This window comes from Arthrobacter nitrophenolicus, assembly GCF_000332815.1.
In the GTDB taxonomy this organism is placed as follows: Bacteria; Actinomycetota; Actinomycetes; order Actinomycetales; family Micrococcaceae; genus Arthrobacter; species Arthrobacter nitrophenolicus.
In genome coordinates, this window is the sequence record NZ_AOFD01000077.1 from 1 (window position 1) to 15,763 (window position 15,763).

At 66.2% G+C, this 15,763-nt stretch carries 13 protein-coding genes and 3 pseudogenes; 3 read left to right on the plus strand and 13 right to left on the minus strand.

All coding sequences use genetic code 11. The features are described from left to right. Window positions 1-1,154: HNH endonuclease signature motif containing protein (locus G205_RS21415; RefSeq protein WP_009359427.1), on the plus strand; the 1,154-nt coding region annotated here is incomplete at its 5' end. A gap of 62 nt (window positions 1,155-1,216) precedes the next feature. On the opposite strand, the gene G205_RS18910 is transcribed toward G205_RS21415, so the two are convergent. The 10 genes and pseudogenes from G205_RS18910 to truB all read right to left on the minus strand — a co-directional run bounded on the left by G205_RS18910 (window position 1,217) and on the right by truB (window position 11,448). Next, a complete protein-coding gene (locus tag G205_RS18910) occupies window positions 1,217-1,624 on the minus strand; it encodes a hypothetical protein (RefSeq protein ID WP_009359428.1) in 408 nt (135 codons plus the stop codon). Window positions 1,625-1,996: 372 nt separating this feature from the next. Beyond that, on the minus strand, window positions 1,997-3,340 hold the full coding sequence (locus G205_RS18915) for a M16 family metallopeptidase (protein WP_009359429.1): 1,344 nt from the start codon (window positions 3,338-3,340) through the stop codon (window positions 1,997-1,999). Window positions 3,341-3,452: 112 nt separating this feature from the next. Continuing rightward, window positions 3,453-5,711, minus strand: coding sequence for a polyribonucleotide nucleotidyltransferase (locus G205_RS18920; RefSeq protein WP_009359430.1), 2,259 nt, complete (start codon window positions 5,709-5,711; stop codon window positions 3,453-3,455). A 239-nt stretch (window positions 5,712-5,950) separates the two neighbouring features. Next, window positions 5,951-6,220: a 30S ribosomal protein S15 gene (rpsO, locus tag G205_RS18925; protein ID WP_009372966.1), complete on the minus strand. Its 270-nt coding sequence runs from the start codon at window positions 6,218-6,220 to the stop codon at window positions 5,951-5,953. 182 nt (window positions 6,221-6,402) lie between these two features. Then, window positions 6,403-7,662: a kynureninase gene (locus G205_RS18930; protein WP_009372967.1), complete on the minus strand. Its 1,260-nt coding sequence runs from the start codon at window positions 7,660-7,662 to the stop codon at window positions 6,403-6,405. Then, window positions 7,659-8,512: pseudogene (gene kynA, locus G205_RS18935) on the minus strand (tryptophan 2,3-dioxygenase). Before kynA ends, G205_RS18930 begins: the two are co-directional and overlap by 4 nt. Window positions 8,513-8,601: 89 nt before the next feature. Then, a pseudogene (locus G205_RS18940) lies at window positions 8,602-9,584 on the minus strand (bifunctional riboflavin kinase/FAD synthetase). A gap of 78 nt (window positions 9,585-9,662) precedes the next feature. Continuing rightward, the gene (locus tag G205_RS18945) at window positions 9,663-10,136 is read right to left on the minus strand and encodes a hypothetical protein (RefSeq protein WP_009372969.1); all 474 of its coding nucleotides are present in this window, start codon (window positions 10,134-10,136) and stop codon (window positions 9,663-9,665) included. Window positions 10,137-10,155: 19 nt separating this feature from the next. Beyond that, window positions 10,156-10,508: pseudogene (locus G205_RS18950) on the minus strand (hypothetical protein). A 1-nt stretch (window position 10,509) separates the two neighbouring features. Continuing rightward, a complete protein-coding gene (truB, locus tag G205_RS18955) occupies window positions 10,510-11,448 on the minus strand; it encodes a tRNA pseudouridine(55) synthase TruB (RefSeq protein ID WP_083875120.1) in 939 nt (312 codons plus the stop codon). Between the two features lie 62 nt (window positions 11,449-11,510). On the opposite strand from truB, the gene G205_RS18960 reads away from it, so the two are divergent. Continuing rightward, entirely contained in the window at window positions 11,511-12,674 is a 1,164-nt protein-coding gene (locus tag G205_RS18960; RefSeq protein WP_009372972.1) for a pyridoxal phosphate-dependent aminotransferase, read from the plus strand. A gap of 86 nt (window positions 12,675-12,760) precedes the next feature. Here G205_RS18960 and trxA read toward each other — a convergent pair whose 3' ends face one another. Continuing rightward, window positions 12,761-13,198, minus strand: a complete 438-nt coding sequence (trxA, locus tag G205_RS18965) for a thioredoxin (protein ID WP_009372973.1) — start codon at window positions 13,196-13,198, stop codon at window positions 12,761-12,763. A 2-nt stretch (window positions 13,199-13,200) separates the two neighbouring features. Beyond that, window positions 13,201-13,686, minus strand: a complete 486-nt coding sequence (locus G205_RS18970; protein ID WP_009372974.1) for a nucleoside deaminase — start codon at window positions 13,684-13,686, stop codon at window positions 13,201-13,203. Between the two features lie 181 nt (window positions 13,687-13,867). Here G205_RS18970 and G205_RS18975 point away from each other — a divergent pair, with 181 nt between their 5' ends. Next, on the plus strand, window positions 13,868-15,022 hold the full coding sequence (locus G205_RS18975; protein ID WP_035753845.1) for a ScyD/ScyE family protein: 1,155 nt from the start codon (window positions 13,868-13,870) through the stop codon (window positions 15,020-15,022). An 88-nt stretch (window positions 15,023-15,110) separates the two neighbouring features. Here G205_RS18975 and rbfA read toward each other — a convergent pair whose 3' ends face one another. Next, window positions 15,111-15,620: a 30S ribosome-binding factor RbfA gene (rbfA, locus tag G205_RS18980; RefSeq protein WP_009372976.1), complete on the minus strand. Its 510-nt coding sequence runs from the start codon at window positions 15,618-15,620 to the stop codon at window positions 15,111-15,113. Window positions 15,621-15,763: the final 143 nt, after the last annotated feature.

The window sequence follows — 15,763 nt, forward strand, 5'->3', positions numbered from 1 at the left end:
CAACTACCACCACAGACGCCGTCACCGGCAGCAGGCCCAACAGCAGCACCCCCGCACGCAGCGGGGACACGGAAGGCGATGAGGTTCAAGGCGCCGCGGAGGACCAGTTCCCTGATGAGTTCCTCGGGCTCGCCACCCTCTTCGGATCCGACGAACCAGCAGCGGACCTCGGCATCCCCGACAACACTCACCTCGGAACGAACGATCACATCGGCGCAACCAATAGCCCCGGCACCAAAGACAACAGCACCGCCGACACCAGCGGCCAAACGGGAACCAGTACCAACACCACGTCCCCTGACGCCAGCCCCGAAACCGGGAAAGTCCCCACACCCCGCACCGACGTCATCGTCACCGTCCCTGTGTTCGCCCTGCTCGGCCTGACTGATGAACCGGCCACCCTGGACGGCTACGGCCCGATCCCGGCGGCGATGGCCCGCAAACTCCTCGCCGACGGAGCAGATTCCTTCACCCGCGTCCTCGTTGACCCTCGCGACGGAGCCCCGCTGGAAATTGGCCGCACCAGCTACCGGCTCACCAAAGCAATGCGGCAAGCCCTGGCCCTCAGGGACGGCAAATGTACCTTCCCCGGCTGCAACAACAACGCCCTCGACAACGAAGCCGACCACCTCCGAGCGTGGCAACACGGCGGAACAACCGGGATCAGCAACCTGGCACAACTCTGCCCAAAACACCACCGCCTCAAACACAACAGCGGCTGGACACCCACCCAAGCAACGGAAACCGAACCACCCGGCTGGAAATCACCCACCGGCCGCCAATACTCCAGCGAACAACCTGACCGCAAACCAACCATCTGGCCAGGCAACGTCCTGGTCCAGGAACTGAACACCGTGCCGCACCTAAAGGGACAAACTGGAGCAGATGACTCCCCCGCCGAGGCATGGTGCCCTCCGGAATGGCTGGAATCAGCACCACCCTGTGCCAAACCACCATGGGAAGAACCACCATGGGAAGAACCGCCCTGTGAAGAACCGGGGGACGACAACCTTATCGACGCCGACGACATCGCACCCTACGACCCAGTATGGGACGACTTCTACGCCATGCCCACCGTCCTCCCACCGGACCCAGAAAAGGACATGGCCCTGGAAAACTGGGACTTGAAAAACCGTGTTCCGGTCGTGACGTGATCCTGTACGGGCGTGAACCAGGGCCCCTCGCTAATCACGAGCGTCCTGGCGACCTGCGGCCGTCAGGCCCGCGTGAACGCTGAGGTCATGAACGAGGTGTAAGCCGATCCTGTGCCATCAGCGCCGGCATTTTCGGCGCTCCCGCCGGACTGCGTCCTGGAAGGCGCACGCGACCGAAGCTCCGTCACATGGATCAGCACATCGCCGTCGAGGCGCACGGAGTGGCGGGTCCAGCCGGCACTGCCATGGCGCTCGACCCGAAGGACGCCACCTCGCCAGGTGCAGCGGTCTGGAACCCCCGGCACCGGGTCCGTGGTGTCGGCGTGGTACCAGAGAACATCGGGGTGGTCGGGATCAACCGTGAACATTCCGTGGCCTTCGAAGTGCGTCCCGTCCGGCTCACGGTGGCTGTAGGTTTGCACAACGCCGAAGCCACTGGCCACCCGCCGGTAGGTGACTTCAGCCTCCACGGTACGCTCCGGCCCCCAGGGGCCGGCAGCCAGGCGCGTACTCCCCCGCCAGTGGCCGAGGAGACCGCGCAGGGCAGGGTGGTCAGCGGGCTGGACACCAGAAGGAGGGACCCCGACGGCCTCCCGGGCATCGGCATAGCTGCCGGCGGCACTGATGTCAGCAGGGTTGATGCCAGCAGGGTTGATCTCGGCAGGGTTGATCTCGCAGGGTTGATGCCGGCAGGGCTGAAGCCGCCGGAATCTTCCCGGCCGATGTTGTCCGTACCCGGCAGGGGTCCGTCCACGCCCCTCACCCCTCCCCGCAAGGCGTCAGCCCTCTGCCGACGTCGAATGCGCCCATCCTATGCCCGGGCCCGAATGTGGCGGCAGGGGTCAGAGCCCGAAGGTTTCCGTCTCCTCGAAGGGGCCGACAACTGTCACGGTCCGTGGTGCGGCGGCAAGTTCGGCTGCAAGATCCTGGACCTGCTCGGCGGTGACGGCCTTGATGAGGCGAAGGGTTTCGTCAATGTCCTGGTATTCCCCGGAAACCAGTTCGGCGCGGCCCAGCCGGGACATCCGTGAACCGGTGTCCTCCAGGGCCAGGACAATCCCGCCGCCCAGTTGTCCTACCGCCTTGCGGAGCTCCTCGTCGGAGATGCCGTGCTCGGCGAGCTTGTCCAGCTCGACACCCAGCAGGTCCAGCACCTGCCGGACCTTCGACGGGGTGCACCCGGCGTACATGCCGAAATAGCCGGCATCGGCGTAGGAGGAAGCGAAGGAGTACGTGGAGTACACCAGTCCCCTCTTCTCCCGGATCTCCTGGAAGAGCCGGGAGGACATGCCCCCGCCCAGCACAGCGTTGAGGACGCTCATGACGTAGCGGCGCTCGTCCGTGGCAACAATGGTGGGGCAGCCCATGATGATGTTGGCCTGCTCTACGGCGCGCTTGACCACATGCAGCCCCGCGGTGCCTGTGATGAGCGAGGGCTCCGTGGAGCGCCGCTTGACCGGTGAAGCGTTGGACTCCAGGGACCACCCGGCCGATTCCAGTGCGCTGATGACGAGGTCGCACACCACGTCATGCTCCAGGCCACCCGCAGCCGTGATCACCAGTTCGTCCGGCCGGTAGTAGCGTCGGTAGTGCTCCCACACTGAGTCACGGGCCACAGCCTTGATCGCGGCAGGCGTTCCGCCGATGGGACGGCCCAGGGGGTGGTTGCCGAGAACGGCGGCCACAAAGTGCTCGTGGGCCACGTCCGTGGGATCGTCGCTGTCCATCGCGATCTCTTCGAGGATGACGTCCCGTTCCTGCTCCATCTCGGTGGGGTCGATGACCGCACCGGTGATCATGTCCGCGATCACGTCGATGGCCATAGGCAGGTCCGTATCGAGCACCCGGGCAAAGTAGCAGGTGCTTTCCTTGGCGGTGGCGGCGTTTGATTCCCCGCCCACCTCGTCGAACGCCGACGCGATCTCCAGTGCAGTGCGGCGTTTGGTGCCCTTGAACAGCAGGTGTTCAAGGAAGTGGGTGGACCCGTGCTGGCCCGGGGCCTCGTCCCGGGAGCCGACGCCCACCCAGAAACCGATCGTGGCTGACCTCTGCCCCGGCATGGCCTCCGTCAGCACCCGCACTCCCCCGGGCAGCACGGAACGCCGGACTTCGGAGCCGCCGTCGGAACCGTGGACCAGGGTATTGCCGCGGTGGTTCTGCTCAAGAGGCAGGGGTACAACAGTCATTGAGGCCTTTCAAAACGGGCAGCCGGATCTGGCTGCCATCGTAACAGCGGCGGGGCCGGTGGATCATCCACCGGCCCCGCCGATTCATTGCTTCTGCCGGAAACCGGAGCTGTTAGACGTCAGCGCCTTCAGCAGGTTCCGTGGTGTGGGCGCGCTCGGTCTCAGCCGCACCTTCCTCCTCGGCCACCACGGGGGCGAGCGACAGCTTTCCGCGGTCGTCGATCTTGGTGATTTCCACCTGGATCTTCTGGCCGACGGACACGACGTCATCCACGTTGTCCACGCGCTTGCCGTTGGCCAGCTTGCGGAGCTCGGAGATGTGCAGGAGGCCGTCCTTGCCCGGGGTCAGCGAAACGAATGCACCGAAGGTGGTGGTCTTGACGACCGTGCCCAGGTAGCGCTCACCGATCTCGGGGACCTGCGGGTTGGCGATGGCGTTGATGGCGGAACGTGCTGCCTCGGCAGACGGGCCGTCGGTGGCGCCGATGTAGACCGTGCCGTCGTCCTCGATGGAGATGTCGGCGCCGGTGTCTTCCTGGATCTGGTTGATCATCTTGCCCTTGGGGCCAATGACCTCACCGATCTTGTCCACGGGGATCTTCACGGCGATGACGCGCGGTGCGAACTCGGAGAGCTCGTCCGGGGTGTCGATCGCCGAGTTGATGACCTCGAGGATGTGCAGGCGTGCTTCGCGGGCCTGCTTCAGGGCTGCTGCCAGCACCGAAGCGGGGATGCCGTCGAGCTTGGTGTCCAGCTGGATGGCCGTGACGAACTCTGCGGTACCGGCGACCTTGAAGTCCATGTCACCGAAGGCATCTTCGGCGCCGAGGATGTCTGTCAGGGCTGCGTAGCGGGTCTGGCCGTCCACCTGGTCGGAAACCAGGCCCATGGCGATACCGGCGACGGCGGCCTTCAGGGGCACACCGGCGTTCAGCATGGAGAGGGTGGAGGCGCAGACGGAACCCATCGACGTCGAACCGTTCGAACCGAGGGCCTCGGATACCTGGCGGATGGCGTACGGGAACTCCTCGCGGGACGGCAGGACCGGCACCAGGGCGCGTTCCGCCAGGGCGCCGTGGCCGATTTCACGGCGCTTGGGCGAGCCCACGCGGCCGGTTTCACCGGTGGAGTACGGCGGGAAGTTGTAGTTGTGCATGTAGCGCTTGGTCTTCACCGGCGACAGCGAGTCGATCTGCTGCTCCATCTTGAGCATGTTCAGCGTGGTGACACCCATGATCTGGGTTTCGCCGCGCTCGAAGATCGCCGAACCGTGGACGCGGGGCAGGACCTCAACCTCAGCGGTGAGCTGGCGGATGTCGGTCAGGCCGCGGCCGTCGATGCGGATCTGGTCCTTGAGGATGCGCTGGCGCACCACGTGCTTGGTGACCGAGCGGAATGCTGCGGACAGTTCCTTCTCGCGGCCCTCGAACTGGCCGGCAAGGTTGGCCAGCACTTCGTCCTTGAGGGCGTCGGCAGCGTTCTCGCGCTCCTGCTTGTCAGCGATCTGGAAGACAGCGGTCAGCTTCTCGCTGGCTGCGGACTCCACGGCGGCGTAGGCGTCGTCCTCGTAGTCGAGGAAGACAGGGAATTCGACCGTCGGCTTGGCAGCACGGGCGGCGAGGTCGGCCTGGGCGTCGCAGAGAGCCTTGATGAACGGCTTGGCAGCCTCGAGGCCCTCGGAAACAACCTCTTCGGTGGGGGCGGTGGCGCCCTGTTCCTTGATGAGGGTCCAGGAGTTGTCCGTGGCTTCGGCTTCGACCATCATGATGGCGACGTCGTCACCGGCAACGCGGCCGGCAACCACCATGTTGAACACGGAGTTTTCCAGCTGTGAGTGCTTCGGGAAGGCAACCCACTGGGAGCCGTTTTCGTCGGCGACCAGGGCAACGCGGACGCCGCCGATGGGGCCGGAGAAGGGCAGGCCGGAAAGCTGGGTGGACATCGAGGAGGCGTTGATGGCCACCACGTCGTACAGCTCGTCGGGGTTGATTGCCAGGACGGTGACCACGATCTGGACCTCGTTGCGCAGGCCCTTGATGAAGGCGGGGCGCAGCGGGCGGTCCATCAGGCGGCAGGCCAGGATGGCCTCGGTGGACGGGCGGCCTTCACGGCGGAAGAACGAGCCCGGGATGCGTCCGGCGGCGTACATGCGCTCTTCGACGTCGACCGTCAGCGGGAAGAAGTCAAAGCCTTCGCGCGGGTGCTTGCCGGCAGTGGTGGCGGACAGCAGCGCGGTGTCCTCGTCGATGTACACCATGGCTGCGCCGGCTGCCTGCTTGGCGAGGCGGCCGGTTTCGAACCGGACCACGCGCTTGCCGAAGCGGCCGTTGTCGATGATTGCTTCTGAGAACTGGATTTCGGGACCCTCCAAGAGAGTCACCTCCGTTTCTGTTTACGGAAGTCCAGCCGCATCAACCTGGCCAGCATCTGTCTACTGGCCCTGCACCCGGTCATCGATCGAGACCCACGGGCCGGGACTTCAGTCGCTGAAGCCTTCCCGGGGATCACTACCGAGGACCGCGAATGCGTGATGCGGTTGATCCTCCTGTTTAGTTTTGATTGAAGAAGGCGGCCCGTCCCGTCCTGGAAAGGGCCGCCCCCGAAGTCTGACTAGCGGCGCAGGCCGAGGCGCTCGATGAGCGAACGGTAGCGGGCGATGTCGGTCTTCTTGAGGTAGCTCAGCATGCGCTTGCGGCGACCCACCATGGCCAGCAGGCCGCGCTGGGTGTGGAAGTCGTGCTTGTGCTCCTTCATGTGCTCAGTCAGATCCTTGATCCGCTGGGTCAGGACAGCAACCTGGACCTCCGGTGAACCGGTGTCGCCTTCTGCGGTTGCGTATTCCTTGATGATGGACTGCTTTACAGCGGCGTCAAGTGCCACATTAACTCCTATGAAATGTGCCGTGAGGGCCCGGTCAGAAAATCACTGCCGGGTCTGCCGCCGCGGCCTGGCCCCGGAAAACCGGGAAGGTCCGAACACGACAGGAACCAGCCGCCACGGACTGCAGCCGGATCCATCGTCAAGTTTACCGGCCCGGGCCTAACCTGTCGAAACAGTCGGTGTTAGTCCTGCAGCCGGTCCCGGATGGCCGCCATTCCCTGCAGCACCTCCTGGAAGCTGGTGCTCAGGGGCGAGAGGCCGATGCGGATGCCGCGGGGCGAGCGGAAGTCGGGGATCACGTCGTCATCCCACAGCGACGCCACGGTGGCCTTGGTGAACCCGGGGTGGTCCACGGTAATGTGGCTGCCCCGCTCCCCCGGACTGCGCGGGGTGGCCAGTTCGGCGCCCAGCGGTGCCAGCCACGCGTCGAAGATTTCGACGGCGAACGCCGTCAGCTTCTCCGACTTTGCCCGGATGGCAGCCATGGACGCTTCCTCGATCAGGTCCAGCGTCCCCCGGATGGCGAGCATCCCAAGGATGGCGGGGGTGCCGCTCAGGAATCCCCGGATGCCTGCCGCCGGCTCATACCCCTTGGCCATCTCGAACGCGTCCTTCCGGCCCATCCAGCCCCAGATGGGCTGGTTCAGCGAGGCCAGGTGCCGCTGGTTGACGTAGGCGAACGCCGGCGACCCCGGGCCGCCGTTCAGGTACTTGTACGTGCAGCCCGCGGCGAAGTCCACGCCGGCGCCGTCGAGGTCGATCTCCACCGACCCCGCGGAGTGGCAAAGATCCCACACCACCAGGGCGCCGGCGTCGTGCACGGCGGCGGTAATGGCAGGCAGGTCGGCAAGGTGGCCCGAGCGGTAGGCGATCTGGCTGAGAAGGACGACGGCGGTGCGCGGGCCGGTCGCTTCGCGCACCTGGTCAGCGGTCACCCCGGCGGCGGGATCGGCCTCGATCCAGCGGAGCGTCAGGCCCTCTTCAAGCGCGATGCCTTCCACGAGGTAGCGGTCCGTGGGGAAGTTCTCGGTGTCCAGGACCAGTTCGTTCCGGTCCGGGTCAGCCACCGCGGCCAGGGCGGCCCGGATCAGTTTGTAGAGGACCACCGTGGTGGAGTCCGCGATGATCGTTTGTCCCGGCGCAGCACCCAGGACGGCCCGGCCCAGCTGGTCACCGATGGCCTGTGGCAAGTCCAGCCATTCCTCATCCCATGCGCGGATCAGGCGCCCGCCCCAGCCCTCGCGGATGAAGGCTGCAATGTCCCCGGGCATCCTCTTCAGCGGGCGGCCCAGGGAGTTGCCGTCCAGGTAGGACAGCGGGGTATCGGTGCCGATGAAGTGGTCACGGTAGTGGGCCAGCGGGTCCTGGCGGTCAAGTTTTTCGGCGCGCTGCTGCAGGGCAACGCCTTCCTCTTCCACCAGGGGCTGCTGCTGTGTGGTCATTGGCCGATCTCCGTCCTGACTGCGAATAACTCCCGGAAGAAAGTGAGCTCGAGGGCTTTTTGCAGGAAGGCGGCGCCGCTGGACCCGCCCGTTCCGGCCTTCATGCCGATGGTCCGCTGCACCGTCCGCAGGTGGCGGAACCGCCACAGCTGGAAATTGTCTTCCAGGTCAACCAGTTCCTCGCACGCCTCGTACGCGCTCCAGTTGTCTGCCGCGTGTTCGTAGATGTGCTTGAACAGCGGCACCAGTTCCGGCGTGAACTCGTGGGCGCGGCTGACGTCGCGGTCCAGGACCGAGGCAGGGACGTCGAGGCCGTGCCTGGACAGGTAGGCGAGGAATTCGTCGTAGATGCTGGGCGCCGCGAGGAGTTCGGACAGCATGGCGTGCGCCTCGGGATCGGATTCGAACACCGGAAGCATCTTGCGATTCTTGTTGCCCAGGACGAATTCCACGGCACGGTACTGGGCGGACTGGAAGCCGGAGGAGTTGCCCAGGAATCCGCGGAACTGGGAGTACTCGGTGGGTGTCAGGGTGGCCAGCACGGACCACTGTTCGGTGAGGGTCTTCTGGATATGTTTGACCCGGGCGATGCCCTTGAGCGCCGAACCCAGGTCATCGTTACGGAGCCAGGCGGCGGCACTGCGCAACTCATGCAACACCAGCTTCAGCCACAGCTCCGTGGTCTGGTGCTGGATGATGAACAGCAGTTCGTCATGGTGCTCGGGCTTGCTCACCGGCTGCTGGGCACTGAGCAGGGTGGGCAGCTGGAGGTAGGAGCGTAGCTCATCCGGGAACTGAAGTCGCGGACGATGCCTTTATCCAGCTTGCGGGTGTTCTTTTCGACGGACACGTACTGCCTTTCCTTGCTGACCCCGGCAGCGTCCCGCCGGGGCTGGTGGATCGGATCGGCTGCAGCGCCCCGTTCTGGCCAGCGCCTGGTCAGCGTTTGACCAGGAGGTCGTGGGCCTGGACCACGTCCAGCTTCATCTGGTCCACCAGTGCTTCAGGCCCACGATAGGCCACCATCCCCCGAAGCGCGCCACGAATTCCACGACTACTGTCTGGCCGTACAGATCGAAGTCCTCAACGGCCTCCTTGGGCCTGTCGATGACGTGGGCCTCCACCTGGCGGCTGACGCCGTCGAACGTTGGATTGGAACCCACCGAGATGGCGGCCGGCCAGCGCTTGCCGGCCTGGTCCACAAGCCAGCCCGCGTAGATGCCGTCGGCAGGAATGAGGCCGCTGGCGTTGGAGGCGAGGTTGGCGGTGGGGAAACCCAGGGCCCGCCCGCGGGCGGCGCCATGCACCACTTCGCCGCGCATCCGGTGCCACCGGCCCAGCACGGCAGCCGCCGTGGCGACGTCGCCCTCCTGGAGCGCTTCACGCACCCAGGTGGACGAGCAGCGGCGGTCCGCGCCGTCGTCGTCATGCAGGGGGTAGCCCTCGGAGCCGAACTCGCTGATCACCTGGACCTCGAAGCCGAACTTTTCACCAAGGGCCTTCATGGTGTCCAGGTCCCCGGAATTGCCGCGGCCGAAGCGGGCGTCGTGACCGATCACGACGTGGCTGGCGTGCAGGCAGTCCACGAGGTACTGCTCCACGAATTCCTCGGCAGTGAGGCTTGCCAGGTCCAGTGAATACTTGACCACCAGGATGGCGTCCAGGCCCAGTTCGCCCAGTGCCTCCAGCTTGTCGTCCAGGCCCATGATCATCTCGGGGGCGGACTCCGGGCGGTGTACGAACGCAGGATGCGGGTCGAAGGTGACCGCCACGGCCTTGGACCGGGTGAGCCGCGCCGAGCGGATCAGCTGGGACAACACCTGCTGGTGCCCCCGGTGGACACCATCGAAGTTCCCGAAGGTGACAACAGAGGGTCCGAAGTCCGCCGGGACCTCGGACGGATCGTTCCAGATGTAGACCATCACCCTCGCCTTAGACTGCCTGCAGCATCAACATTCCGCAGCCGGACCGGCCGCGGAACTCTTCAAGGTTACCCGTATTCACCGTGCCCCTTTTCCCAGCGACTTTCCCTGCGACGGCCGGCGCCGGTACAGCCACACCAGCCCCAGGATCGGCAGCAGGAGCGGGATGAAGCCGTAACCGCGGCCGAACAGGGACCACACGGTCTCATGGGGGAACGCCACGGCGTCGAAGATGCTCAGCGCCCCCACCACCAGGACGCCCACGAGCTCCACCAGCACGGCGGCGACGGACACTTTGAACCAGGTGCTGCCGGCCTTGGCCAGGGAGATCGTGGCTATCACGTAGACCAAGGCGGCGAAGGCGGACAGCAGGTAGGCGAGCGGGGCCTCGGAGAACTTGGTGAGGATCTGGTAGCCGGCGCGGGCCGAGGCCGAAATGGCAAAGACGGCGTAGACAGCGATGAGGAGGCGTCCCGGGCCCGTGTTCCGGGTATTGCGGGGGGTGCCGGCGGGTGCGCTGCCCACCGCGGCCGGTGTGTGCTGGTCATTCACGTTGCGTGCTTCTTCCACTTCAGTACCAGATCTGGTTCATGCGGGCGGCCATCACCAGGGCCGTCACGCCGACGGCGGCAAGGACGAAGTTGCTCCACCGCGTCCGTTCCAGGATGGACCAGTAGACGGCTGCCGGGGGCAAGAGCATGGCCGTGGCAAGGTAGCCCCAGAATTCCCACGCCTCGCCCGCGATGGGTTCCCCTGCGATGACCCGGACGATCGAACCCACAAGGTAGACCACCAGGGCCAGTTCCACGGCGGCCACCGAGAGAATGGTGACGTCGTTGGGTGCCTTCTTCATGATGCCCGCCACCAGGCAGATGGCGGTGGACAGCAGGCCGACTGCAGGATGATCCAGAAATACGCGTCCACCCTAGGCCTCCCCGGCTGCCGCGGCGGCGGGTGCGCCGTTGCCCGGTGCGAACACCAGGACCGGTTTTGCGTAACTGCCGGCGTCAGCGAGCAGTGCCACCAGACTTCCGTCGGGGGCGAAAGCGGCGGCGGGATGGTCCGGGGTGGCGGCCGAGGGGCTTCCCGGTTCCGCCCCGGCCGCAATGCGGCGGCCGAACGAGATTTCCGTGGTTTCCTCGGCACTCAGCTCGCGGTTGGGCATGAGCGCACGGGCCGCCTGGGACATTTCCAGGACGTTGAGCTCCTCGGCGAGCTGGTCGAGCGTGCGGGCCTGGTCCAGTGAGTACGGGCCCACATGGGTCCGGCGGAGGGCGGTGAGGTGCCCGCCCACGCCCAAGGCATTCCCCAGGTCCCGTGCCAGGGCACGGATGTAGGTTCCGGACGAGCACTCCACGGTCACGTCAAGGTCCAACGCGCCGGCTCCGGCATCACGGCGGATGCCGTGGACCTCGAAGCGGTGGATGGTGACGGGCCGGGCCGCGAGCTTCACGTCCTCGCCGGAGCGGACCCGGGCGTACGCGCGCTCGCCATTGACCTTGATGGCGCTGACGCTGCTGGGCACCTGCAGGATGTCGCCGGTCAGTGCGGCGACGCCGTCGTGGATTGCCTGGTCGCTGACACCCTCGGTGCCGGCGGTGGCGGTAACCTCGCCCTCGGCGTCGTCCGTCACTGTCGACTGGCCCAGGCGGATGGTGGCGGTGTAGGTCTTGGACGTGCCCACAATGTAGGTCAGCAGGCGCGTGGCCTTGTTGATGCCGACCACCAGGACGCCGGTGGCCATCGGATCAAGGGTTCCCGCGTGCCCCACTTTCCGGGTCCCTGCGAGGCGCCGCATCCGGCCAACCACATCATGGCTGGTCCATCCCTGCGGCTTGTCCACTATCACCAGTCCAGAAAGCACGCCTACCAGTATATCGGCGCAGGTTGGGGCCCCGGTGCAGGGCGGCGGCTAGGATGGCAGGCATGCCCGAGCTTGCCGCCCATGTCCGCGACGTGCCCGTCAACCAGATCCGCGAGATCACCGAGGCGGCGTGGCGCACCCCGGGAGCACTGGTCCTGAGCATCGGGGAGCCTGGCTTCCCGCTCCCCCGCCACGTGCTGGATGCGGGCATGGCGTGCCTGGACCGCGATGAAACGAACTACACCCCCAATGCAGGCATTCCCGGGCTGCGGGAGGCCTTCGCCGCCAGGTTCCGGGAACAGCAGGGCGTGGATGTGGGAGCCGACCGGGTGTACGTCGTGGCCGGGGCACAGCAGGGCCTGCACCTGGCCATGAGCCTGCTGCTCTCCCCCGGCGATGAGATCCTGATCCCCAACCCGGGCTACCCCACCTTCGCGATGACCGCCCGGCTCCTGAACGCCGAACCCGTGGGGTATCCGCTGTACCCCGGGCATGGCTTCCAGCCCCGGACGGAGGATATCGAGGCGCTCATCACGGACCGGACGCGGGTGCTGGTGCTGAACTCACCGTCCAACCCGCTCGGTGCCGTCCTGGGCCGGGACCTTACCCGCGAGCTCATGGAGCTCGCCCGCAGGCACGACCTCTGGGTCATCTCGGACGAATGCTACGAGGCGTTCACCTACGACGTGCCGCACATCAGCCCGGCAAGGTTCGACGGCGGGACGCGCGGCGAAGCGCGGGTGTTCACCTCCCTGACACTGTCCAAGACCTACGGGCTCACGGGCCTCCGGATCGGGGCGCTGGTGTGTCCGCCGGAGTTGAAGCAGCAGATGGACAATGTGATGGAATCCATCGTCTCCTGCGTGGCGGCACCGCCCCAGTACGCCGCACTCGCTGCCCTGACCGGCCCGCAGGACTATGTGCAGCACGCCTCCCGGCACTACCGGGAGAACCGCGACGCCGCCTCCGCAGTCCTTGACGCCAAGGGCATCCCGTACCTCCAGGCCCAGGGCGCCTTCTACCTGTGGGCGGATCTGTCGCACGCCAGTGGCGGCGACGTGCGCGGATGGGTTCGCCGGTTCCTGGCGGACGCCGGTGTTGCCCTGGCCCCCGGCACTGCCTTTGGGTCGATCGGCGAAGGCTGGGTCCGCATCGCGCTGTGCGGGCAGAAACAGGACCTGCTGGAGGGACTGTCACGCCTGCCGGCAAGGACCGGCCTGGAATAACGTCTCCGACCGCTTACCTGGCCGCGGGCCCGCCTACCGGGCCGCATCCGCTTCCAGGGCCGCGTCCGCTTACTGGGCTGCGCTGATTACCGGGCTGCGCCGCCCAGGGCCCCGTCCAGCCAGGAGCGCAGCACCTGTGCGGGCGCCGCCCCCGCCTGCCGGGCGGCCACCTTTCCGTCCACCAGCACCATCAGGGTGGGGATCGCCTGCACGTCGAACCGCCGCGACAGGCCGGGCGCCTTGTCCACATCGACTTTGACCAGCTTGATCCGGCCGGGCCGTTCGCGGGCCAGTTTGTCCAGGACCGGACTCACCATGCGGCAGGGCCCGCACCAGTCCGCCCAGAAGTCAACCAGCACGGGTACGGGTGACCGTTCAGCCACGGCGGCGAAGTCAGCGTCCCCGGCGTTGACGATCCAGGGCAGCCCGGCCTTGCAGTTGCCGCAGCGCGGCGTCCCGGCTGCCTGCGCCGGAATCCGGTTGGTCTTGCCACAGGAGGGGCAGGCGATGAGCGTTGGCTCCATGCCTAATACTCCGTCTTGCCCTCGAAGGCGTCCCACGCTTTGAAGGGGGCGGCCGACGTCGGAATGTCGTCGCGGGTGACCGGCATCAGTTCGGGGCGGGTGCCGCTGAAGTAGTCGTAGAACAAGGCATCGTCGAAGCCGGCGGCGGCGGCTCCATGCCGGTCCGCGGCAAAGTGGACCCGGTCAATCCGCGCCCACAATGCAGAGGCGAGGCAGAGCGGGCACGGCTCGCAGCTGGCGTAGAGCACCGCGCCGTGGAGGTCGAAGTTGGCAGTTGCCGTAGCGGCGGCGCGGATGGCCACCACCTCCGCATGGGCGGTGGGATCGTTGTCCCGGGTGACCCGGTTGACGCCTTCATGCACGCGCCCGTCCGCCGTCACCACCAGCGCGCCGAACGGTCCGCCGCCCTCGGCAACGTTCCGGACGGCCAATTCGACGGCCTGCTCAAGGTAGCGCGCGGCCTCAAGGTGCTCAGTTGCCTGGGTCATAGCTCGATCCTAGCCACCGCATCCCGGTTAGGGGATGAAATAGGGGGCGCATTAGGGGGAAAGTCCCGACGACATCTGCGCAGCACAGGAATAGTCTGGCGCCTGGGGCGTCAGCTGTACTGCCTCCCTGCGGGGCACCCTCATCCCGGCCCGCCGCAAGCCACCAGTCCCGGAGTACCCAATGAAGAGAAAACTCGCTTTGATCGCATCCCTGGCGGTGGCGGCCGTCATCATCCCGGCCGCCGCATCTTCAGCGTCCGGCGGGGACCACCACGGCTGGCCGTACGAGGAAGTGGCCGGCGGCCTGGTCTCTCCCCTGCACCTGGCCGTCGGCACCGGTAAATCGCTGTATGTGACCCAGGACTTTGCAGCGACACTTAGCCGGATCGGCAGGGACGGCGACGTCGAGGACATCTACGCCAAGGGCGTTGAAGGCTGGGACGTCGCAGGCGTCGAAACGCGGGGCGCCACGACGTTCTTCCTGGAAAGCACCGGCGCGGGCCTCGGTGAGCCCGCCAAGCTGGAGGGCTACCTGAAGGCCATTGGTCCGGGAGGAGACGTGCGGACCATCGCGGACCTCGCGGAGTATGAACGCAAGTACAACCCGGACGGCAACCAAAAGTACGGGTTCGCGCCTGGCACGGGCGCTGCCTGCCTTGCCGAAACCACGCCGCCCGACGGTGAGGGCGGCCCGCCGCCCCAGTACAAGGGAGTGGTGGACTCCCATCCGTACGCCACCGCAGTCCAGGGCAATACGGCCTACGTGGCGGACGCCGGGATGAATGCCATCCTCAGGGTCAACATCCGTACCGGCGAGATCTCGACGCTGGCCGTCCTGCCGCCCCGGCCTTTCACGATTCCTGCCGAGGCCGCCAAGGAATTGATGGCGCCCAGCTGCGCCGGCTTCACCTACGCCTTCGAGTTCGTCCCGACTGACGTCGAGATAGGCCCCGACGGCTGGCTGTACGTGACGTCCCTGCCCGGTGGACCTGAAAGCGAAGCCCTCGGCCACCGCGGCGCGATCTTCAAGGTCAACCCGTGGACCGGAGCAACCAGGCTCTGGGTGGACTACATCCTCAGCCCCACCGGACTGGCTGTTGCCAACACGGGCGACGTTTATGTTGCATCACTGTTCGGCAACGAGATCCTGAAGTTCCACGCCTGGAAGGGACACCGCACCCAATTCCTGAAAGTGAACCAGCCCGCCGACGTCGAAATCCAGGGCCGGAAGCTCTACGCCACGATTGATGCACTGCCAGGGCCTCCATCAGGACCAGGTGCGGCACCTCCTGCGGGGCCTCCGGCCGGAAAGGTCATCAAGGCCGATATCAGGTAGGCACGGCACAGGAGGCGAACACAGGTTTCTGGGAAGCAGAAGGCCCGGACTGCATTCGCGGTCCGGGCCTTCTGCTGACGTTTTCGGGCTACTTGCTGCCGTCTTCGTCGAACTCGTCGGTGTCGTTGAGGTCGAGGTCCTCTTCGTCGAAATCGTCTTCGTCGATCTCCACGTCAGGGGACACATCGCTCTTGTAGGGATCGGCGTCGCCGGCGTGCTTCGCCTTGGCAGCCAGGGCGGCCACCTCGGCGTCGCGCTTCTTCGCTTCCCGCAGCAGTTCCTCAAGGTTGGAGGCGTTCACGGGAATCTGGTCGGCCACGAATTCGAGCGTGGGAGTCAGCCGCGCAGTGATGTTGCGGCCCACCTCCTGCCGCAGCACACCCTTGGCCTTCTCCAGCCCCTTGGCAGCATCAGACTGCAAAGCCTGGTCCCCAAAGACGGTGTAGTAGACGGTGGCATGCTGCAGATCATTGGTCACGCGGGCATCGGTAACAGTAATCCCCTCAAGCCGAGGATCCTTAACCTTCCGGCTCAGGGCCTCAGCAACAACAACCTTAATCCGCTGCGCCATCTTGGCAGCACGTGCCGGATCAGCCATGTTCAACTCCTATAAAAGAAAATTTGGGTCGTACGACGGCGGCGCGGAGGCTGCCAGCGCACGTTTCAGTTCTGCACCACGCACCCAGACGGGCCAACGACGATGCCGGAGAATTTTGGGGGCGCCCGGGAACCGCTACGAGG